Genomic DNA, 21542 nt, shown 5'->3' on the forward strand with positions numbered 1-21542 from the left:
TCCTAATTATATGGAGTAAAATTCCCCTTTTTTATAAGTTTGCGGAGAAAAAATCTTTCCTTATTTCGGAATGAACGTTATACTAGTATAGTAAATGACCGAAAAGGAAAGTGAAGAACATAATGGGGAACTCTATCATCTCATCCTTTTATAATGGATGTATTGTGTCATGTCAGGCTCTGGAAGGCGAGTCATTATACGGCTCGAACATAATGGCCGCGATGGCCCAGGCGGCCGAACGGGGAGGAGCGGTCGGGATTCGCGCGAATACTCCCGAAGATATCAAGGCGATCAAAGAGGTCTGCTCTTTGCCGGTTATCGGATTATACAAGCAGGATTATCCGGACTCCGCTGTCTATATTACCCCCACCTTTAAAGAAGTGTCCGAAATTATTGAAGCCGGGGCAGAGATTGTAGCGATGGATGCCACGAAGCAGCCCCGTCCGAATGGGGAAACACTGGCTGGATTGATTTCCCAAATCCGTGAACATTATCCGCAGACGCTTATTTTGGCTGATGTCTCCACCTACGAGGAAGGGGTTCAAGCTATGGAGCTTGGCGTCGATCTGGTATCGACTACGCTCTCCGGCTATACACCGTACAGCTTGCAGCAGGAGGAGCCCGATATCGAGCTGGTCGGCAAGCTGGCCGGGCTGAAGCGGACTCCGGTGTTGGCCGAAGGACGAATCTGGACAGTGGAGCAATGTCAGGAATGCTTCCGCCAAGGAGCCTATGCCGTCATTATTGGAACGGCCATTACAAGACCGACAGAAATTACCAAGCGGTTTGTCCGTTCGATCGGATTAGTCACGGAAGCCAAGTGATAATGATGGGATCGGGTCTGGGATCCGATGGGGGAGAAACGGAGGAAGCACAATGAATGATTTGGCCATAGGCGTCGATCTCGGCGGAACCAAAATCCATTTTGCCGCTATGGATCGCTCCGGTCATACGGTGGTGCAGTCGATTGTGCCGACCGAAGCCAAACAGGGCGCTGCCGCTGTACTGGACAAAATAATGAACGGCATTACCGATACTCTTGGGCAGTTGAAGGAGAAGGGAAGAGAGCAGGACGTGGTCGGAATCGGGATAGGCAGCGCCGGACAGATCGATTTCTCCAGCGGCACGGTCGCTTTCGCTGTCGATACGCTGCCAGGCTGGACCGGAACGCCGATCCGTGACAAGGTCTTCGAACGATTTCAGCTCCCGGTATATGTCGATAATGACGTGAATGTCATTGCGATAGCGGAGAAAAACTTCGGAGCTGCACGGCCCTATAACAGCTTCGTCTGTATAGCTCTGGGGACCGGATTAGGCGGCGCCGTCGTGGAAGCAGGCAAGTTAGTCCGCGGAGCCTATGGCGGGGCCGGAGAACTCGGCCATATTTCCGTAGATTTCAACGGACCCCGCTGCAGTTGCGGTAATTATGGCTGCATCGAATTATACGCCTCCGGTACGGGGATCGCCAGAGTGGCTGCAGAGATGGCCGCAGCTAATGGATGGCAGACCGGGTGGAGAGCCGATTCCCGGGAAGTCATCGCCGCCTGGAATGCCGGGGATGTCCATGCGTCTCAAGTGATGGATGTCGTTATTCGCGCTTTAAGCACTCATATTAGCAGCGTTATTTATACTTTGAATCCGCAAGCCATTATTATTGGCGGCGGAGTGTCCGAAGCCGGCCCGGCTTTCTTTGACGCTCTGAGGAAGGAAACCGAGCTCAGGACGGCGCCTTCGATGTGGAAGGCAACAACCGTGCTGCCTGCCGAAATCGGGACGGGGGCCGGAGTCATCGGAGCCGCCGCCCAGGTATGGCATTACGAGATAGCTTAAACATAACATACAGGCCGCTTATGCGGCCTTTTTACGTTAATAGACATACCATGCCGCTGGGACGCATATCAAATTTCAAGTACTCTGACAGCGGTTTTCTCACTTTACGATCTTAATTTATATTTCCCGCTTGATGTGATCTTCACCTTCACCTTCACCTTGATGCTTCTCAAACTATCAGGTTCGATAATGAGCCGCTCGCCTCCCCGTAATTGCTCCCAGGCCGATAAATGATCACGATAAACCACTTCCGCGAAACGAAACACATCGGTATTAGTTACCATATCCATCAATCTCATACCTAGTCAAGTTATGGTTATTATGTCTAGAGATCCGAAATCTATGCCAAAGGGGCCGATTTCCTTGTCCATATGTAGGGAAGTAGGACTAGAGAATTATTTATGGTTCAACCTAAAAATCAGTGCTTGATTTTCTTTCCGCCACCAAACAGACTGGATTTTATACAGCTAAATAAGCCAGATCAGACAATTTTTTGGCAATCTAACTGGAAATCATACAGCTAATTCGGTCCCAATCTATCCAATCCCTCTTTAACCCCATTTCTAACGGTAGGTTTTACATTTAGTCCGAAGATCTAGCGAGATTTAGCGAGAATTAACTACATCAATTACATTTAATCGGACCATCTGGAGGGCCAATCTATCAAGTGAAATTCTAATAAGATAAATCTGTCAAGGATGGCCTGTTAAAGTCAAGGACTGATTATGGTTTTGAGCCTTATTTATTTTGTCAAAATTTCTTTATTTTCCACCCGATATGCCGATAAATCTTTTAATGCTTCTATCGTTGAATAACAAGAAGAGATCGAATAGACTAATAGAAGTGGAAGATTATCCGTCAGTAAACAACCTCTACCTAATAACCGGGGTGTAGTTATGAAGAAAATGTTTGCTTTTTTAGCTGCGATTTCGTTCAAGAGAAAGCTGGTCGTTTATTCCCTGCTCATTAGCATTCTACCGGTATTTCTGATCGGCTTGACCTCCTCCTATCTAGTTTCTGCAACGATTCAGGAGGAAGTGGACCACAATCAACAGATTGTGTTAAAGCAAATTCAAAATCAACTTAATGATTTTATTATTAATCTGAATATTTCTTCGATCAGCCTGGCTTCCAATCTTTTGTTAGAAAAAACAGTTACCGAAGGAACGACGGTCGATAATCTTAATCAAATGCTGGAAATGATCGAAACGATTCGCAAGCAGAAGAGCTTCTCGCCGATTCACTTCGATGTATCCGTTATAAGTAAGCGCTATCATAACGTTTATACGGATTCAGAAGGGACTGCTTTTGAGTTTTATAACCAAATGATTACGAATGAGCGGCCCCAATATAATTCGTCATTTATCGTCACCCCGCGTACTTATCCCAATCAGGATGATTTGCTGCTGTTCCGACCGACTCCTCTGCATACCTACTATACCGATGGGGTTGTCATCCTGCATGTAAGTATAAGGGAGTTGCTTCGCTTTGTGGAAAATTTGAATCTGGGCGACAATCGCAGCCTCTACATCATCGATCCCGCTGGCAAAATTATTATTAGCCAGAATGAAGAGGAAATCGGGACAACGGTAACGCGGTCCGCCGGATTGTACGAATGGTGGAAGCAGCCTTCCGATGGTGCGGAGTTTGTTCTGGAAGGGGAGACCTATCAAGTATCCTCCCAGAAATCGAACCTGAATAACTGGACCTATATCTCGTTGATCAAGAAAGCGGAATTGACCCGAAAAGCCGATTCGATCCGGAGAATGACCTGGATAACGATGGGCGTTATGGTACTGCTATCGATTCTCGTAGCGCTGGTCGGCTCCCGCAAGCTGTACCGTCCGATCGGGAAGCTGATGGATAAAATATCGAATGAGGAAAAATGGGAGACGGAGCATAAGGACGAGCTCCAGGCTCTCGATTCCTTCATGCTGCATATGGTAAGAACGAATGGGGAATTGCAGGACAAGCTGAAGAGGCAAATTCCCGATTTGAAGGCGGGGGTGTTCCAGCAGCTATTATGGGGAGACATGAGCGAGGCCGAGATGCGGGCCAAGGTCGAGCCATTGGACCTTCCCTTGAAGGGACCTCTGTTTTACGTATGTATCGCCGCTGTAGATGAATATAAAGAGTGGATCAGCATGTATCGGGACAAGGAGCTTTCGTTGATCCAATACGCGCTCAAAAAAGTAACCGAAGAGACCTTCCATGACAGGCTGCCCTGCATTGCGTTCACTCCGTCCCAGGGACAGGTCGTTATCGTCATTGGGACGGATAAGGCCGGCGAGGACAAGGATGCGATCATCCGCGAGCGGGCCGATCAAGTGCGCCATAACGTCACTCTTTACTTCCCGTTCTCGGTCAGTGTTACCATAAGCCGTTCCCGCAAAGATTATTCCAGCATTACGAGAAGCTATCAGGAAGCTTTGTCTCTATTGAACTATCGCTTGCTGCTCGGCAACAATGTAACGATTTCCGACAATCAAATCGAGCCTTCTCTCCGGACGTCCAGCCGTCATATCTTTCATCTCCAGAAGCAGATCGTTCATGCGGTTGTGCAGAGCGATCTGGAAGGAGCCAAACGCGAGCTGCGCCAATTAGTTGAAGCGATTCCGCAATATGCGCAGACGTCGGAAACGGTGCTGGGCTTGTTTTCCTACTTGCTGGGAGAGCTGTATTATGTCCTTCATGAGATAAGGGACGATTTGCAGGAGATTTTCAACGATCAGTTGTACAATTCACTCTATGGTTTAACGACTCTTGCTGAGGTGGAGGAGTGGCTTGACAGCCATGTATTTCCTTCCATCGTTCAGTTAATGGAAAGTCAGACCGTATCGAAGCAGAAAAAAATTGTGCAGCAGGTTCTGCTGTTCATTCATGAATCATTCGACAGCGATTTGTCTCTGCAGCAGGCAGCCGACACGTTCCAGCTGTCCTCCTCTCAATTGAGCCGCATCTTTAAGGAGGAGACAGGCTGTAATTTCAGCGAGTATTTGATCGGGTATCGAATGAAGAAAGCGAGTGAATGGTTGGAGTACAGCGATATGTCCATCAAAGAGATCGCAGACCGGTTGAGGTATACGAATGTGCAAAATTTTTCGCGGACCTTTAAGCAAATTATCGGTGTGCCTCCAGGGGAGTTCCGCAAGCAGGCCCGATCCGTTGGTTGACCTTCAGTACTAACGGACCGGCTCCCAATAGCCCGAAATCCAGACATTTCGGGCTTTTATCATTATTTGCGGCGTTTTATCATCCTTTTCAGCCCTTTGTAAAAAGTGATTATTGTCAAACTAAAGCGACTCGCGGTAAATTAACGACACGGCAAAGACTTGAACAGATGGAGACGGTCAGACGAAAACATTTTACAAAATGAAAGGGGTTACAATATGGGGCGATCCAAAAGCAAGTGGCTGGCCATGTCGCTGAGTATGGTCGTAGCTTCAAGTACGATAATGAGCGCATGCGCCGGCAAGACGGAGAATGGAGGGGCCGCGGGCGGGCAAGCAGAGAATAAAGACATCCATATTCTATTGTCCCACTCCAACGCCAAATATGCGATGCAGCTCAAGGACAACGATGATTATGTAAAGGAATTGTCCAAGCAGTCAGGCTATAACCTGAAATTCGAATTTCTTGGACATGGCAACGATTACATTCAGCAGTTGACTGTTCGCTTTGCTTCGGGAGACTTGCCCGATCTGATCCGGACGGATTCGATCGATTCGACGATGCATCCCGGGGCACTGCAGCAGGGCGTCTTTCACGAGCTGGGGCCGCTCATCGATCAATACGGCCCTAATATTAAGAAGAAAATACCACAAGAAGCCTGGGAAAGCACCCGAGTAAGCAGTGATGGGAAAATCTACGGAATTCCCGCCTTATCCGCCTTGCCCGCTTCTCGAGTGATGTACATCCGCCAGGACTGGCTGGATCAGCTAGGAATGAAGCAGCCCGAGACGCTGGATGAGTTTTTGGAATTTTTTGAAGCTGTCAAAAACAATGACTTGAACGGGAATGGTGATCCCAATGATGAATACGGCTTCTATGTAAGAGAAAACCTGCAATTTTCAGACGTATTCTTCAGGGAGTTCGGAGCTTCTCCCAATCAATGGTATTACCGCGATGATCAATTAGTACCGGGCATGATTCTACCGGAGATGAAGGAAGCGCTGAAGTTTTGGAAGGACCTGTACGATAAGGGCTACATCAATCCTAATCTGTTCACCAACAAGAGCGCGGATTGGGAAGCTGGGATTAAACAAGGCAAAGCCGGGCTATGGATGCATGATATCATCAACTACATGTCTAATTGGCAGCTTGGAAATTTTGTCAATCAGCCTAACGTCAAGCTGAGTGTCATCAATCCTCCACAGGGTCCCTCAGGCGGAGGCATTACGGCCCAAAGCGACCAGATTTATTTTGTCTGGGTGATTCCTTCCAAAGTGAAAAATCCCGAGGAGATCATCAAGTTTCTCGATTGGACCTGGTCCGACGAAGCCGAAACCTTCTTCTCCCTGGGCATTAAAGACGTAAACTATACCGAGGAGAACGGGGGATTCAAGTGGGATCCGAAGGCTCCAGCCAACTCGGATAACGATGCCAGCATTTTCTATCAGCTGTCGATTAACCCGCGCGGTGACGGACGTATGCTGCCGACGGTAATTGATGCTCACCCGGATGCCGAGTTTTTGAAAAAAGGGGTGGAGATCGCCAAGAACGGCAACGTTCCGAATGACGGCCTGCATATGCCTGTCCTGGAATCGTTGAAGACCCATCCCGAGCTCGCGGTCGGCACCAACTCCGGAACGCTGTTCCTGGATATGTTCGCAAAGGTCATAACCGGGAAGGAAGACCTCGATGCATCGTTCGATAATTTCGTCAGCGAGTGGAAAAGGCGCGGAGGCGATGCGGCGATCCAAGAGGCAACCGATTGGTACAAAAGCTTTCACAACAAATGATGTCGAGCAAATAAACGGATCCTCAAGGCGGTGTTAATTGTTCGGACTGATTCATCGTGCGGCCCATTCGCTAGCCGAACTGGCCGCTTCTCCATACAACGAGAACATAAAGGAGACGGCTTAATGTTCAAAAAAATGACGGGCGATAAAATCGCTCTCCTCATCATCGCACTGCCGGGTATTCTTCATTTTCTTATTTTTAAATACATCCCTTTGGCAGGGAATTGGATAGCTTTTCAAGACTTTAATCTGTTTAAGGGCATTTTTGGAAGTGAATTTGTCGGTTTGAAGCATTTTGTGACCATGTTTACTTATGAAGAGTTTTTTAATATTTTACGCAATACTATATTGCTCAGTTTTTACGCGATTCTATTCGGTTTTCCGGCTCCGCTGCTGCTCGCCTTGCTGTTAAACGAGGTAAGAAAAATGTGGTTTAAACGTCCCATTCAAACGCTGTTGTATTTACCGCATTTTCTGTCTTGGGTTATCGTTGGGGGGATTTTCATCAATTTGTTGGATCTGCAAGGAATCGTCAACCGGGTGATTGGCATGTTCGGAGCAGGCCCCATTGATTTTCTGGGACAACCGGATTATTTCAGACCTCTGATTATTACGATTTCCATCTGGAAGGAGGTCGGATGGGGAACGATCATTTATTTGGCTGCTTTATCCGGAATCAATCCGCATCTCTATGAAGCGGCCATGGTGGACGGTGCGGGAAGATGGCGGCAGATGTGGTCTATTACTATCCCTTCCATCATGCCGGCGATTATTATTCTGTTCCTGCTCAGGGTCGGGAACGTCCTGGAAGCTAACGTCGAGCAAGTGCTTATTTTTCTAAATCCGCTTAACCGGGAAGTGGGGGAAGTGATCGATACTTACGTCTACCGGGTCGGTCTGTTGAGTGCGCAATTCAGCTTCTCGACCGCTATTGGCTTGTTCCAATCCATTATCGGGCTTAGCCTCGTTATGTTTCTGAATCAGTTGAGCAGGAGAACGACAGGAGAAAGTATTTACTAAAGGGGGATCGCCATGCCGACATATAAATCCGACCGGGTCTTTCAATGGGTTAACGGCCTGTTCCTGATCTTGGCCTGCTTAACGATGATTGCCCCGCTAATCCATCTAGCCGCGATCTCTTTAAGTTCGCCGGTATATGCCAATGCCAAGCTGGTTTACTTGTGGCCCAAAGGCTTTAATCTTACGGTATATGAACAAATATTTGGCATGGATACATTGTGGCGCGCGCTCGGTGTCAGTGTATACATGTGTATTATGGGAATCCTGGTCTTCTTAATCCTGACCACCAGTATCTCTTATTCTCTGTCCCGTCCCATCATGCCCGGACGCAGACTGGTGCTAAGGGCGATTCTCGTCACCTTCGTATTCACTTCGCCTCTGATTCCCAATTACTTGGTAATCAAATCGTTAGGGATGGAGAACACCCTGTGGGCTTTGATCGTCCCCGGAGCATTGGGTGCCTATTCTGTTATTATTATGAAAACCTTCTTGCAGGGGATTTCTTCGGAGCTCTTCGACGCGGCCAAAATTGACGGCTGCAGTGAGTACGGAATTTACGCCAGAATTGCGCTTCCTTTGTCCAAGCCGGTCATCGCGACGTTGTCACTCTTCCATGTGGTCGGATTGTGGAACGCTTACTTCGGTGCGTTGATCTATATACGTGACAAAAAATTATACCCGTTGCAGCTCGTGCTTCGCAGTTTGATTCTGGAGCAGGATACATCGGGAACGACAACGATATCTACAGAGGTGGCGATGGAAGCCACACCGGAAATGATGAAAGCGGGTGTCATCTTGTTTACTACGATTCCAATTCTGATGGTCTATCCGTTTTTGCAAAAATATTTTGTCAAGGGAGCCCTTCTAGGGTCGCTAAAAGAATAGAGAGCCATAGAAAAAAGGCACCCATACCCATAAGATCAGGTGCCTTTTTCCCCATCTTTCGCTCAAAACGCGCTGTCATAAAGCGAATGCTCTTATGCTTCGCAGCGGATCATTTCTTGTTCCTCGCATTGAACGGAACAGAACGAGTTATGGATTTCTTCACATTCTTCACAGCAAATGTGCTGGGAGTGACATAAATCATTGGCGCAGTTAATGTAACGGTCTTCAGGCTTGCCGCAATGATGGCAGCGTCCGACAATAATGTCTTCTTCCGTGCGATTGATCGGAACGGAAATTCTTTCGTCGAATACGTAGCACTTGCCGTCGAATAATCTGCCTTTAACTTGTGGATCCTGACCGTAGGTGACGATGCCGCCATCCAATTGGTAGACTTCCTTGAATCCTTCCTCTATCATGAATCCGGTCAGCTTCTCGCAGCGAATCCCGCCCGTGCAATAGGTGAGAATCGGTTTATCCTTGTATTGGGACATATTCTTGCGGATCCATTCAGGAAACTCGCGAAACGCTTCTACGTCCGGACGGATGGCGTTGCGAAAATGACCGATATCGAACTCATAATTATTTCTTCCGTCCAGCACGATGACATCCTCTTGTTGAAGCTTCTCGTGAAATTCTGCAGGCGATAGCCGTTTGCCGGTAATCTCATTCGGATCCAGATGCTTGTCCAGGCGGAAGGTAACCAGCTCTGCTCTGGGACGGACGAATATTTTTTTGAAAGCGTGGCCTTCGGCCTCGTCGATTTTGAACACCATATCGTGAAACAGAGGATTATTATGCATGTCCCGCATATATTGTTCCGTCTGGGCAATCGTGCCGGATACGGTGCCGTTGATGCCTTCTTTGGCTACAAGGATTCTTCCTTTAACCCCCAGCTCTTTGCAGTATCGCAAGTGTTCGGCGGCAAATTGCTCGTAGTCGGGAAGGGAGACGTATTTATAATATAGCAGGATGCGATAGGCTAAATCCTTACTCATCGTTTGCACCACCTTCATAATACTTTTCCTCAGATTGACTTGCGCATATATTCTAACCCAAATATTGTATTATACACCTTCCTGACAAGTCAAGTAAACAGAATATGTAATATCGAACCCAAAATCGGCAGTAATCGGAAAATATTTGGGGAAAGTTGGAAGTCGGTCTTGCTTCTTACAGCTTTCAACTCTAAACTAAGTAGAGAAGATAAACTTGTATACAAGTATACGTGTTACTATCCATAGCATTCAATCATCATCAGTCAGACTGGCGCTGTCCTTCTTAAAATGAGAGTTCAAAAAGTCAACTTTTCAGCACCGAGAAGATTGTGCGAAGCTGAAGAAGGAGGAGCGGAGTGTAGGCAGACCTACATGAGCACCTGAAATGTTTCCGGAGGAAACATATCTTCGTAAGCCTAAGCTTTTCGAGGGTGAGTGCAAGGTTCGATGTCGACTTCGCTTCTTGGGTACTCTTCGTGATCAAAAGGGGATCTTTTTGAACAACCTCATAAACTTATTCCGTTATGGATGGCAAGGATTCCATTAGTTCGGAGGAATAGCTTTGAATAAGAAAACTAGTCTGAAAAGCCTGGTAGTATACGAACCGAATAAGAGCCCATCCGAGATCAGGGATGGAGAGCAAGCGTCTTTGTGGTCCAATAGCAGAGGATTTCGTCACTTATTTTATTATTCTCCCATCGGCATGGGGCTGGTGGACCTGTCTAATCGGTGGTTGGCGATCAATCCTGCTCTAAGCTCCTTGCTGGGAGTAAGCGAATCTGACGTTAGGGCCTCGAAAATCAAAGTCCACTTCCTTCCAGAGGAATGGTGCGTGTTGAAGAAACAGCTGCCCAAATTACTTAGCGGTGAGAAGGTAGAATTGAAGGTGACTCTGAGCGTGATTCTGGCGAATCAGCATCGGATGAGAATGTCATTGCATCTGTCGCTACTCCGTTCTTCTGCCGGGGAAGCGCTGCATTATTTATTGCAATTTATTCCAGGCAGCGACAGTGTCAGCTCTTCTGGAAGGAAGGATATGGACACGGAAGAACGCCATCCTGACACTCCTTCAGTAAAATTGAGAAGGCACAAGAGCTTGATGCTGTATCGTGGAGGGAGAGTGCAATACAAGCCACGGTCAGCCCCTCATGTCAAACGTTCTAAAATCAATACATCCTTATCGGAGGGGGCAGCGGAATCCGGGAAGCTTTACCGAAAGCTGGTGGAGGAAGCTCATATTGGAGTTTATATGTATCAGAAAGACAAGCTGATCTACGTCAACCCTCGTTTTGCAGAAATGTTCGGGTATTCCCGCAGCGAATTGCTCGGACGCGATTGGAAGGATCTGCTTCAACCGAATGACCATCCTCACTGGATCGGCTGCGGGGAGGAAGAAGCGGTCCACTACCAATGTCGCGGGAAAAAGAACGGAGGGGCTTTAATCGAGCTGGAGGGTCATGGAGCGTGTATTATGCATCGGGGCTCGCCTGCTCTGATCGGGACAGTAGCGGACATCACAGAACGGAAAAAAACAGAAGAGCTGCTGAGAAAATCCGAGAAATTATCGGTCGCCGGGCAGCTTGCGGCCGGAGTCGCCCATGAAATTCGCAATCCCCTTACTTCTCTGAAAGGTTTCCTGCAATTAATGCAGAATAAAAAGAGTGAGAACCCGATGTACCTCGATATTATGCAGTCGGAGCTGGACAAAATTAATTTTATCGTTAATGAATTTTTGCTGCTGGCCAAGCCGCAATCTGTACAGTTTCGCCAGAAGCACCTGTATCCTATGCTGTGGGAAGCGATCGACCAACTGGAGTCTCAGGCTGTTCTCAATAAGGTCAGGCTGGTGACGGAAATAGCGCCGGACCTTCCTCCGATCCATTGTGAAGCCGACCAGTTAATTCAGGCCTTTGTCAATATAATCAAGAATGGAATAGAAGCCATGCCTAGTGGAGGGACACTGGAGATTTCCGCCTGGATGAATCGGCCGGATCGGGTGGCCATCCGCTTCAAGGACCAGGGGAGCGGCATTCCTGTGGAACGGCTGGCGAAGCTGGGAGAGCCCTACTATTTGACTTGGGAAAAAGGAACAGGCTTCGGCTTGATGATGAGCTACAAAATTATCGAAGCACATAATGGAATGGTTGATATTCGCAGTGTGATCGACAAAGGGACTGTAGTCGATGTCATTTTGCCGATCAAGGCTTAGCAATCTACTCTACATACTTTAGTAAAATACGTCCGTTAGGCATGACAGGAACGCAGCTGTCTGCCAAGCGGGCGTTTTTTGTTGGAAAAGAACGGGAAATGGCGGAATTTCAGCCAAGCTGTCGCCCATAGGATTTAAAGGGGACTCCATGACGGGTTCCGGGTAGGCCGCCAAACAGGTGAGAAAGGAGGAGTTATGAAAATAATTGTCTGTCTTAAACAAACCTTCGATACAGAAGAGAAGATCGTATGGGAGGATGGAGCCATCTCGGAGAAAGGGGTCAAATTTGTAATCAATCCTTATGATGAATATGCCATCGAGGAAGCGGTCCGATTAAAAGAGCAATTCGGCGGTGAGGTGACGGTGGTCAGTCTCGGACCCGACCGGGTGGAGTCTGCCCTGCGTACCGCATTGGCGATGGGAGCGGATCGGGGCGTCCATATCCGGGACAGCAGCGCTGGCTGGGACGAATGGCAAATAGCCCGGAGGCTGGCGGCGGTCATCCGGACAATGGACTATGAACTCATCCTGTGCGGACAAATGGCCGTGGATTCCGGGGCCTCACAAGGAGGACCAAGATTGGCGGAAGAGCTGGGAATAGCTCATGTGGCGACTGCGGTACAGCTTCAGATCGAGGACGGCAAGGCGGTCGTGGACCGGGATGTAGAGGGCGACCTTGAAATCGTCGAAGCGGCTCTGCCCTTGTTGGTTACCGCCCAGCAAGGATTGAACGAGCCCAGATATCCATCCTTGCCCGGCATAATGAAGGCGAAGAAAAAGCCGATCGACGTCATCGAAGCGAAGGAGCTCGAGCAGGGAACGGACGAGGAGGAGGCCAGAACCGTCCTCGTCGAGCGGAGGCCGCCTCCGGTCAAGCCGCCCGGGCAGATTCTGCAAGGATCGATAGACGACCAAGTGAGGCAATTGGCCGACCTGCTGCGGAAGGACGCCAAGGTGATATAAGGATCGCAAACAATTTATAGCTGCTTAAGGAAGGAGGTATGGAATGGAACGGTCCGTTTTGGTGCTCGCCGAGGCTAAGGAAGGCAAGCTGCGGCACGTTACTTTTGAAGCCCTCGCGGCGGCCAGGCGGTTATCGGAAGGCGGGCGAATCCGCACAGCTCTGTTCGGACAGGATTTACGGCCATTGATTCCCGACCTGGCTTTGCACGGCTCGGATCAGGTGTATCTGGTCGAGCATGAGTGTCTGAACCGGTATACTCCGGACGGCTATACCCAGGCTCTGGCGGAGCTGATTGCTCACGATGATCCTGACGTCATTCTGGTGCCGCATACTGCGATCGGCAAGGATTTGGCGCCGCGTACGGCCGCGCGGCTCGGCTGCGGACTTATAAGCGACTGTACGGACGTTGAATGCGAGGACGGGGAGATCGTGTTTACCCGCCCGATCTATGCCGGCAAAGCCTTCGAGAAACGAAAATTTGTCAGTGGCAAAGTGTTTGCCACCCTTAGGCCGAACAACATTCCGGCAGAGGAAATGGAGACTTCACGCGAATGTGAGGAGATTCCTTATTCTGTTGAAATCAAAGATTTGCGGACGATCGTCAAGGAGGTGGTCACCCGATCCTTGACCGGAGTTGATCTGAGTGAAGCCAAAATTGTCGTCTCCGGAGGACGTGGAGTAAAGAGTGCGGAAGGCTTTCAACCGTTGAGGGAGCTCGCTGACGTGCTGGGCGCGGCGGTAGGAGCTTCGCGGGGCGCATGTGATGCCGGCTATTGTGATTATTCTCTGCAAATCGGGCAGACCGGCAAGGTCATAACTCCTGATTTATACATTGCTTGCGGAATTTCCGGAGCTATTCAGCATTTGGCCGGCATGTCTAATTCCAAAGTAATTGTCGCAATTAATAAAGACCCGGAGGCGCCCATCTTCCAAATAGCGGATTACGGGATTGTCGGCGATTTATTTGAAGTCGTCCCTCTTCTCACGGAGCGCTTTAAAGAAATGCTTGCAGAGTAAAGTGATCAACCGGAGGCAGGTGTTGAAACATGACGATCCCGCCATGGATTTCTTCTTATGAACCGGAGATCAAGCCGCGGCTTGATTATCCATCCGTTGCCTTAACCGATTTATTACAACAGGCGGCCGAGCAATTTCCGGACCGGGACGCCTTGTTTTTTATGGGAAAAAGACTGTCTTACCAGAAACTGCTGGACGCCGCTTACCGATTTGCCAATGCCCTGATCCGGCTTGGAGTCGGACGGGGAGATCGCGTGGCGCTGAGTCTTCCGAATGTGCCGCAATATGTTATTTGTTATTACGGTGTATTGTTCATGGGAGGGATAGTGGTCCAGACCAATCCGTTGTACACGGAAAGAGAGCTGGTCAGGCAACTGACCGATTCCGGAGCCAAAACGATCGTCTGTCTCGATCTCGTATATCCCCGAGTCAAGAAAGCTTGCCGAACCGTCACCTTAAACAATGTGATCGTAACCGGGATCCAGGATTACTTGCCTTTTCCCAAAAATGTGCTGTACCCCCTCGTCCAGAAAAAGAAAGGCGCGGTCAGCCGCACCGATGACTCCTCGTCTGATTATTTCATCTCTCTTAAGAAGCTGTTGGCTCGCTCTTCTCCCGAGCCGGTGCGGACAGACATCGATTTGTCCGAGGATATCGCCGTTCTTCAGTACACCGGCGGAACGACGGGAACGGCCAAGGGAGTGATGCTGACACACGCGAATCTGGTAGCCAATGTCATCCAATGTGCGGCCTGGATTCACCGGGTTCGCAAAGGGGAGGAGACCATGCTTGCGGCGGTCCCGCTTTTTCATGTATACGGAATGACCGTTTGTATGAACCTCGGCATTTATTTGGCTGCAAGAATACTGCTGGTTCCGAAATTCGATGCGGATCAGCTGCTCAAGCTGATTCATGGGGAAAAGCCGACCCTGTTTCCCGGTGCGCCCACCATGTACATCGCCATCATTCATCATCCGCGGCTCGACAGCTACAACCTTTCTTCGATTAATTACTGTATTAGCGGCTCGGCTCCGCTGCCTTTAAAGGTTCAGCAAACATTCGAGAAGCTGACCGGAGGCAAGCTGGTCGAAGGATACGGACTGTCGGAGGCCGCTCCCGTCACTCACGCCAACCCGATATGGGGACGGCGAGTGGAGGGAAGCATCGGAATCCCGTGGCCGGATACGGAGGCATTGATCATGCAGGAGAATGGAGAAGCCGCTGCTCCCGGACAGATCGGAGAGCTTCTGGTCAAAGGGCCGCAGGTGATGAAAGGGTATTGGAATCAGCCGGCGGAAACGGAAGCCGTCCTGAAGGAAGGCTGGCTGGCTACCGGAGATATGGGTTACATGGACACGGACGGCTATTTCTATATTGTGGATCGCAAGAAGGAGATGATCAATGCCAGCGGATTAAAGGTCTATCCGCGTGAGGTGGAGGAGGTGCTGTATCAGCATCCCGCCGTTCAAGAAGCTGCAGTCATCGGTATTCCTGACGAATACCGCGGAGAAACCGTCAAAGCGTTCGTCGTCCTGCGCGGCGACCAGCAAGTGAGTGATCAGCAATTGGACCAGTTCTGTCGAGAGCGGCTGGCCTCTTATAAAGTCCCCCGGGCCTACGAATATCGTTCGGAGCTGCCCAAGACAATGGTCGGCAAGGTGCTCCGGCGAGCCTTGGCAGAGGAGGAGAGAAATAAGCAGGGCACCTGATCCAGGTGCGAGCGGATTCAACTGACTGGTCAAATCAACTATTTATCGCAAAAGGAGGTTAGGTTGCCCATGGAGCGGACTTTACAAAAAGCGGTCGTGCTCGGTTCAGGGGTGATGGGTGCGGCAATAGCGGCCCATCTGGCCAACGCTGGACTATCTGTCGTCCTGCTGGACCGTAAAATAGGCGAGCAAAGGCTTGCACAAGCCGCCTTGGAGCAGCTTCCGCGGCAGAAGCCGAGTCCGTTGTACTCGCCACGCGTTCGGGAACGGATTCAGGCGGGCAGCTTTGAGGAGGATCTGGCGGTGATCCGCGAGGCCGATTGGGTGATTGAGGCGATTGTGGAGCAATTGGAGCCAAAGCTCAAGCTGCTGGAGCAATTGGAGCCGTATTGGAAGCCGGGAACGATTGTGAGCAGCAATACGTCCGGCCTATCCATTGCCGCTATGTCCCAACATAGGAGCGACAGCTTCAGGCGTCATTTTATCGGCACTCATTTCTTCAACCCGCCCCGCTACATGAAGCTCGTTGAATTGATTCCTACGGAGGACACCGACCCGGAAGTTGTGGCCCGAATTCAGCAGTTCTGTGAGAAGCGGCTCGGTAAAAGTGTCGTTATCGCCAAAGATACGCCGAATTTTATCGCTAATCGGATCGGAACCTACGGCTTGCTTGTCACGATACAAGAAATGGCGAAGCACGGCCTGTCGGTATCGGCGGTGGACGCGTTAACGGGTCCGCTCTTAGGCAGACCTAAAAGCGCCACGTTCCGCACGCTGGATATGGTCGGGCTCGACACCTTCGTCCATGTGGCCGGCAATGTTCATCGGCAAGCGGCCGATTCGGAGGAAAAAGCGATGTTTGAGGTTCCTCCGTTCCTGAAGGCAATGATAGAGAGCGGCCAAGTTGGGGAGAAGGCGGGACGCGGGTTTTATCAGGTGCGACAAAACAATGGGGAGAAGGTTATCGAGCAGTGGGATATGGCCGCCCAGGCTTACGTGGCCCGAGATAAGCCGCGCTACCCTTCATTGGAGGCAGCGCGAAATGCGAAATCGCTGAACGGAAAAATCAGTGCCTTGATTGCCGCAGACGATCCGGCGGGGCATTTTGTTTGGTCCATGCTGAAGAGGGTGCTGCTGTATTCAGCCGCCAAAATCCCGGAGATCGCCGATGATCCGCTGGCAGTGGACCAGGCGATGAGGTGGGGCTTCAGCTGGGAGCAGGGGCCCTTCGAAACTTGGGATAGCCTCGGAGTGAAACCGACCGTTGAACGGATGAAGGCCGAGGGAGAATCCATCCCGGCCTGGGTGGAGGAGATGCTGGCCTCCGGCCGAACCTCCTTCTACGAGAACACAGCGGATCGGATCTTGTTTGCCCTGCCCGCAGGCGGGGCGAAGGAATGGCAGGAGCCTCCGGAGAAGCTGTCCCTTCGTTTGCTGAAGGAAAGGCAGGGCACGGTTCTCAGCAACTCGGGCGCGAGTCTGGTCGACCTGGGGGATGGTGTAGCCTGCCTGGAGTTTCATTCTGCGAACAACGCCGTCGGTCCTGACATCCTGCAGATGCTGTTTCAGTCGCTGGAGGAGGTTCGCAGCCGTTACCGCGGTCTCGTCATTGCGAATGAAGGAAGGCATTTTTGCGTCGGAGCGAACTTGATGCTGCTGCTCATGGAGGCTCAGGACGATAACTGGATGGAAATCGAGCGGATGATCCGCCAATTCCAGAATGCCTCGATGGCCATCAAGTATTTTGAGATGCCGATTGTATCGGCGCCGTTCGGCATGACGTTGGGAGGCGGAGTGGAGCTGGCCATCCCGGCGGCATGCGTTCAGGCTTCGGCGGAGACGTACATGGGGCTGGTCGAAACCGGCGTCGGGCTTATTCCCGCGGGGGGCGGAACGAAGGAGCTGCTGCTGCGGTTTACGCGGGCGGTTGATTATGACGGCAAGCTGGATCTGCAGCCGTTCGTGAATCGCGCCTTCGAAATGATCGGCTTGGCGAAGGTATCCACCAGCGGCCAGGAGGCGAAGGAGCTGGGGTATTTACGTCCGACTGACCGGATTTCGGTTAACCGGGATTACCAGCTCTATGACGCCAAGCGCATGGTCCTGGCACTTGCGGATGCCGGGTACTCCCCGCCGGAGAGGGAAAGCTGCCGAGTCGTCGGAGAGCCGGGTCGGGCTGTCCTGCACATGGGGCTGTACCAGATGAAGGGCAGCGGGCACATATCGGCTCATGACGAGCTGATCGGCCGCAAACTGGCGCATATCTTAACAGGCGGGCAGATGCCGGCAGGCACGGTCGTGACGGAGCAGTATTTGCTTGATTTGGAGCGGGAGGCCTTCCTCAGCTTGTGTGGAGAACCTAAAAGCCAGGCGCGGATGCAGCACATGCTGCTTAAGGGAAAGCCGCTGCGAAATTAGGAAGGCCTGCGCCGGCAGGCAGAACGAACAGGAGGCGAAGCGATGCAGGAGGCAGTCATAGTTACCGCCGTTCGGACGGCGGTAGGCAAAGCACATAAAGGATCGCTCCGGCAGTTTCGGCCGGAGGATTTGGGCGCGGTTGCCGTGCAAGAGGCGGTGGAGCGAACGCCAGGCATGACAGCCGGGGAGATCGACGATGTTATTGTCGGCTGCGCTATGCCCGAAGGGGAGCAAGGCCTTAATCTCGGGCGGGTGATAGCGGTAAGGGCCGGTCTGCCCGATGCGGTTCCGGGGCAGACGGTCAATCGGTTCTGCGCCTCCGGATTGCAGGCGATAGCAACGGCTGCAGAAAGAATTATGTGCGGCTTCGCGGACGTGATTATCGCCGGCGGAGCCGAGAGTATGAGCCATGTGCCGATGAGCGGCTACAAGCCGATGCCGAATCCTTATCTGGTCGAGCATCGGCCGGAGATGTACATGTCGATGGGGCATACGGCGGAGGAAGTCGCTGCCCGCTACGGCGTCTCGCGCGAGGAGCAGGACCGGTTCGCCGTGTCGAGCCATCGTAAAGCCGCCGCAGCGCTGGCCGCGGGCCGGTTCCGGGACGAGATCGTTCCGGTGACGGTGGAGGAGGCGATCGTGACAGACAGCGGCGAGCCTGCGCGGCGAACCTTCGTCTTCACGGAGGACGAGGGCGTGCGGCCGGATACGTCCACGGAAGCGCTGGCCAAGCTGAAGCCGGCTTTCCGCCTCGGCGGAACCGTGACGGCCGGCAATGCGTCGCAAATGAGCGACGGGGCGGCGGCTGTCGTCGTCATGTCCGGCGAGCGGGCGGCGAGGCTGGGCTTGCGGCCGCTGGCGATCTTCCGCTCCTTCGCGGTGAGGGGCGTCGCGCCGGAGGTGATGGGCATCGGCCCCGTCGCGGCGATTCCCGAGGCGCTCCGGCTGGCCGGCCTGACCCTCGAACAGATCGATCTGTTCGAGATCAACGAAGCGTTCGCCTCGCAGTGCCTCTACGTCGTTCGTGAGCTGGGGCTGGAGGAAGCGAAGGTGAACGTCAACGGTGGAGCGATCGCGTTGGGACATCCGCTGGGCTGCACCGGAACGAAGCTGACGACAACACTGCTGCATGAAGGCAGGCGGCGGCAAAGCCGTTACGGAATCGTTAGCATGTGCGTCGGCGGTGGCATGGGGGCGGCCGGGGTGTTTGAATTTGTAAACTGATGGCGAGTGCGGAGTCCTCTCCGGTTCAATTTGAAATCGAGGTGCAGAAATGCACCTTATTTCTACAGTTTTTGTTTAATTTGAGATTAAGGTGCAGAAATACACTTTATTCTCGGTAGATTTCCGAAAATCGACGATTTTGTCAGATTAAGAGGCACTTCTGCACTTCGTTTGCTCGAAAAGGGAAGAAGCAGAAATTAAGAGGCACTTCTGCACTTCGTTTGCTCAAAATGGGAAAATGCAGAAATTAAGGGGGACTTCTTTACTCTAACTGTATTGGCGGCTTGGGTGCCCAAGTTGGTGTAAGCGAGCAGCCTTTATATACGAACGATAGAGATGCGGATGGAGCGGTTTGTCTGTCTTAGCTGGGATGGATAGGGATGAATTTCGCGCTCAGGCCATAGTGCGAAAACTATAGTGCGGTGCGAACGTGTCTGTTTAGCAACGGGGAAAGGTTGACGATTGATTGGCAGTTTATAAGTTTCCCATCGAGAAGGGAGAGGAAGCGGTTGAATAAGCTGGCGAATCGGGGCGGCGGCTTCTTGCTTGCTCCGCCGGAGGCGAACGATGTTTTTACGCCGGAGGATTTGACAGAGGAACAGAGAATGATCGCCGATTTGGCGGAGGATTTCATTGAGGGAGAGGTCGTTCCCTATGAAGATCAGATTGAACGGCAGGACTTGAGCCTGACCGTCAAGCTGCTCAAGAAGGCCGGGGAGCTGGGGTTGCTGGCTGCGGACGTGCCCGAAGAGTATGGCGGAACGGATTTGGATAAAATCAGCTCGACGCTCATTACAGAAAAGCTTGTCCGGGGAGGATCGTTCGCCCTGTCTCACGGAGCGCATGTCGGAATCGGCAGTCTGCCGATCATCCTGTTTGGCAGCGAGGAACAGAAGCAACGTTACCTGCCGGCGCTGGCCAGCGGGGAAAAGCTGGCCGCCTATTGCTTGACGGAGGCTTCCTCGGGATCGGATGCGCTCGGAGCCAAGACGACCGCTGTGCTGAGCGAAGACGGCAAGCATTACATTATGAATGGCTCCAAGCAGTTTATTACGAACGCGGGCTTCGCCGATGTGTTCATCGTATACGCGAAGGTTGACGGCGATAAATTCACGGCCTTCATTGTCGAGAGGGATTATCCCGGGGTCTCGACCGGTCCGGAGGAGCATAAGATGGGCATCAAGGGCTCATCCACCCGGCCGCTTATTCTCGAGGATGTTCCCGTACCGGCCGAGAATGTGCTTGGGGAGATCGGCCGCGGGCATGTCATTGCCTTCAATATTCTTAATATTGGACGATATAAACTGGCCGCGGGTTGCCTGGGTTCCGCCAAATGGGCGATCAGGCTGTCGGTGGACTACGGCAAGCAGCGCAAGCAGTTCAATAAAGCGTTGGTGCAGTTCCCGCTGATCCGCCAGAAGCTGGCTGATATGGCCATCCGGACTTATGTTATGGAAAGTATGGTCTACCGGACCGGAGGATTGATTGACGCGAGCATGCGCCGGCTCGACAAATCGTCGCCCGATTATAGCCGCAAGGCGGCCAAAGCGATTGAAGAATACGCGATCGAATGCTCGATTAATAAAGTATTTGCTTCCGAAGCGCTGGATTTCGCCGCCGACGAAGGAGTACAAATTCACGGAGGCTACGGATATATTCAAGAATATAAAATCGAACAGCTTTATCGCGATTCGCGAATTAACCGGATTTTTGAAGGGACGAATGAAATCAATCGGCTGTTGATTCCCGCGGCTCTGCTCCGCAAGGCAATGAAAGGCGAGCTGCCTCTGATGGATGTGACCCGGCAGCTTCAGCAGGAGCTGATTTCTTATCTGCCCCCGATGATGGGCACGGAGGCGAACGAACCTCTCGCCCGGGAGTCGGCAATGATCGAAGCGGCCAAAAAAATCTTCCTGATGCTCGGCGGCACCGCCGTCGAGAAGTACAGATTCGAGCTGGAGCAGGAGCAGGAAATTGTCGAATGTCTGGCCGACGTCATCATCGAAATCTACGCCATGGAATCGGCGGTGCTGCGTGCGACAAAAACGGGGCAGTACAAGGGCGGACAGCTTGCAGCTCAGCAAGCGGAAATGGCGGCCGTTTATGTGGAAGAGGCGTTCGGACGCATCGAAAGGCGGGCCAAAACAGCGGTGCTCGCTATGGAGGACGGGGACCTCCGGCAAGTCCAGTTATCCATCCTCAAGAAGCTGAGCCGGTGGAATCCGCTTGATGTGATCGGGATCAAACGGCGTATCGCTTCCCGCATAATAGACGCCGGAGGTTATGTCACGTAACAGGGCGGCGAGTCGA

General features: G+C 51.6%; 15 protein-coding genes. 13 read left to right on the forward strand and 2 right to left on the reverse strand.

All coding sequences use genetic code 11. From position 1 onward, the window contains the following. The first annotated feature begins 122 nt into the window (after positions 1–122). Both KJS69_RS09675 and KJS69_RS09680 read left to right on the forward strand, forming a co-directional pair. The gene (locus KJS69_RS09675; protein WP_213583510.1) at positions 123–824 is read left to right on the forward strand and encodes an N-acetylmannosamine-6-phosphate 2-epimerase; all 702 of its coding nucleotides are present in this window, start codon (positions 123–125) and stop codon (positions 822–824) included. A gap of 52 nt (positions 825–876) precedes the next feature. Then, positions 877–1830, forward strand: coding sequence for an ROK family protein (locus KJS69_RS09680; protein WP_213583511.1), 954 nt, complete (start codon positions 877–879; stop codon positions 1828–1830). Positions 1831–1934: 104 nt separating this feature from the next. Here KJS69_RS09680 and KJS69_RS09685 read toward each other — a convergent pair whose 3' ends face one another. After that, positions 1935–2114: a hypothetical protein gene (locus tag KJS69_RS09685; protein WP_213583512.1), complete on the reverse strand. Its 180-nt coding sequence runs from the start codon at positions 2112–2114 to the stop codon at positions 1935–1937. A 612-nt stretch (positions 2115–2726) separates the two neighbouring features. Here KJS69_RS09685 and KJS69_RS09690 point away from each other — a divergent pair. From KJS69_RS09690 to KJS69_RS09705, 4 genes are all read left to right on the forward strand, one after another. Next, positions 2727–5003: a helix-turn-helix domain-containing protein gene (locus KJS69_RS09690; RefSeq protein ID WP_213583513.1), complete on the forward strand. Its 2277-nt coding sequence runs from the start codon at positions 2727–2729 to the stop codon at positions 5001–5003. Between the two features lie 216 nt (positions 5004–5219). Next, positions 5220–6791: an extracellular solute-binding protein gene (locus KJS69_RS09695; protein WP_213583514.1), complete on the forward strand. Its 1572-nt coding sequence runs from the start codon at positions 5220–5222 to the stop codon at positions 6789–6791. 123 nt (positions 6792–6914) lie between these two features. Next, complete coding sequence (locus KJS69_RS09700; protein ID WP_213583515.1) at positions 6915–7811, forward strand: ABC transporter permease; 897 nt, start codon at positions 6915–6917, stop codon at positions 7809–7811. 12 nt (positions 7812–7823) lie between these two features. Next, positions 7824–8696: a carbohydrate ABC transporter permease gene (locus KJS69_RS09705; RefSeq protein WP_213583516.1), complete on the forward strand. Its 873-nt coding sequence runs from the start codon at positions 7824–7826 to the stop codon at positions 8694–8696. Positions 8697–8788: 92 nt separating this feature from the next. Here KJS69_RS09705 and trhO read toward each other — a convergent pair whose 3' ends face one another. Beyond that, positions 8789–9691: an oxygen-dependent tRNA uridine(34) hydroxylase TrhO gene (gene trhO / locus KJS69_RS09710; protein WP_213583517.1), complete on the reverse strand. Its 903-nt coding sequence runs from the start codon at positions 9689–9691 to the stop codon at positions 8789–8791. A 562-nt stretch (positions 9692–10253) separates the two neighbouring features. Here trhO and KJS69_RS09715 point away from each other — a divergent pair. From KJS69_RS09715 to KJS69_RS09745, 7 genes are all read left to right on the forward strand, one after another. Continuing rightward, complete coding sequence (locus tag KJS69_RS09715) at positions 10254–11900, forward strand: PAS domain-containing sensor histidine kinase (RefSeq protein ID WP_213583518.1); 1647 nt, start codon at positions 10254–10256, stop codon at positions 11898–11900. Between the two features lie 195 nt (positions 11901–12095). Next, positions 12096–12863 carry an electron transfer flavoprotein subunit beta/FixA family protein gene (locus KJS69_RS09720; RefSeq protein ID WP_213583519.1) on the forward strand — a complete coding sequence of 256 codons (768 nt, stop codon included), beginning with the start codon at positions 12096–12098 and terminating at the stop codon, positions 12861–12863. 43 nt (positions 12864–12906) lie between these two features. Next, positions 12907–13881, forward strand: coding sequence for an electron transfer flavoprotein subunit alpha/FixB family protein (locus tag KJS69_RS09725; RefSeq protein ID WP_213583520.1), 975 nt, complete (start codon positions 12907–12909; stop codon positions 13879–13881). 29 nt (positions 13882–13910) lie between these two features. Then, positions 13911–15590, forward strand: a complete 1680-nt coding sequence (locus KJS69_RS09730; protein ID WP_213583521.1) for a long-chain-fatty-acid--CoA ligase — start codon at positions 13911–13913, stop codon at positions 15588–15590. A 69-nt stretch (positions 15591–15659) separates the two neighbouring features. Continuing rightward, positions 15660–18008 carry a 3-hydroxyacyl-CoA dehydrogenase/enoyl-CoA hydratase family protein gene (locus KJS69_RS09735; protein WP_213583522.1) on the forward strand — a complete coding sequence of 783 codons (2349 nt, stop codon included), beginning with the start codon at positions 15660–15662 and terminating at the stop codon, positions 18006–18008. Positions 18009–18050: 42 nt separating this feature from the next. Further along, a complete protein-coding gene (locus KJS69_RS09740; protein WP_213583523.1) occupies positions 18051–19232 on the forward strand; it encodes an acetyl-CoA C-acyltransferase in 1182 nt (393 codons plus the stop codon). A 509-nt stretch (positions 19233–19741) separates the two neighbouring features. Continuing rightward, a complete protein-coding gene (locus KJS69_RS09745; protein ID WP_249730447.1) occupies positions 19742–21526 on the forward strand; it encodes an acyl-CoA dehydrogenase family protein in 1785 nt (594 codons plus the stop codon). Positions 21527–21542 lie beyond the last annotated feature (16 nt).

It is taken from the genome of Paenibacillus sp. J2TS4, assembly GCF_018403245.1.
GTDB lineage: Bacteria > Bacillota > Bacilli > Paenibacillales > NBRC-103111 > Paenibacillus_L.

Bases quoted from the DNA above. Each gene is read 5' to 3' on its own strand.
- KJS69_RS09675 (WP_213583510.1), top strand. From the start codon at position 123: ATGGGGAACTCTATCATCTCATCCTTTTATAATGGATGTATTGTGTCA.
- KJS69_RS09680 (WP_213583511.1), top strand. From the start codon at position 877: ATGAATGATTTGGCCATAGGCGTCGATCTCGGCGGAACCAAAATCCAT.
- KJS69_RS09685 (WP_213583512.1), bottom strand. From the start codon at position 2,114: ATGGTAACTAATACCGATGTGTTTCGTTTCGCGGAAGTGGTTTATCGT.
- KJS69_RS09690 (WP_213583513.1), top strand. From the start codon at position 2,727: ATGAAGAAAATGTTTGCTTTTTTAGCTGCGATTTCGTTCAAGAGAAAG.
- KJS69_RS09695 (WP_213583514.1), top strand. From the start codon at position 5,220: ATGGGGCGATCCAAAAGCAAGTGGCTGGCCATGTCGCTGAGTATGGTC.
- KJS69_RS09700 (WP_213583515.1), top strand. From the start codon at position 6,915: ATGTTCAAAAAAATGACGGGCGATAAAATCGCTCTCCTCATCATCGCA.
- KJS69_RS09705 (WP_213583516.1), top strand. From the start codon at position 7,824: ATGCCGACATATAAATCCGACCGGGTCTTTCAATGGGTTAACGGCCTG.
- trhO (WP_213583517.1), bottom strand. From the start codon at position 9,691: ATGAGTAAGGATTTAGCCTATCGCATCCTGCTATATTATAAATACGTC.
- KJS69_RS09720 (WP_213583519.1), top strand. From the start codon at position 12,096: ATGAAAATAATTGTCTGTCTTAAACAAACCTTCGATACAGAAGAGAAG.
- KJS69_RS09725 (WP_213583520.1), top strand. From the start codon at position 12,907: ATGGAACGGTCCGTTTTGGTGCTCGCCGAGGCTAAGGAAGGCAAGCTG.
- KJS69_RS09730 (WP_213583521.1), top strand. From the start codon at position 13,911: ATGACGATCCCGCCATGGATTTCTTCTTATGAACCGGAGATCAAGCCG.
- KJS69_RS09735 (WP_213583522.1), top strand. From the start codon at position 15,660: ATGGAGCGGACTTTACAAAAAGCGGTCGTGCTCGGTTCAGGGGTGATG.
- KJS69_RS09740 (WP_213583523.1), top strand. From the start codon at position 18,051: ATGCAGGAGGCAGTCATAGTTACCGCCGTTCGGACGGCGGTAGGCAAA.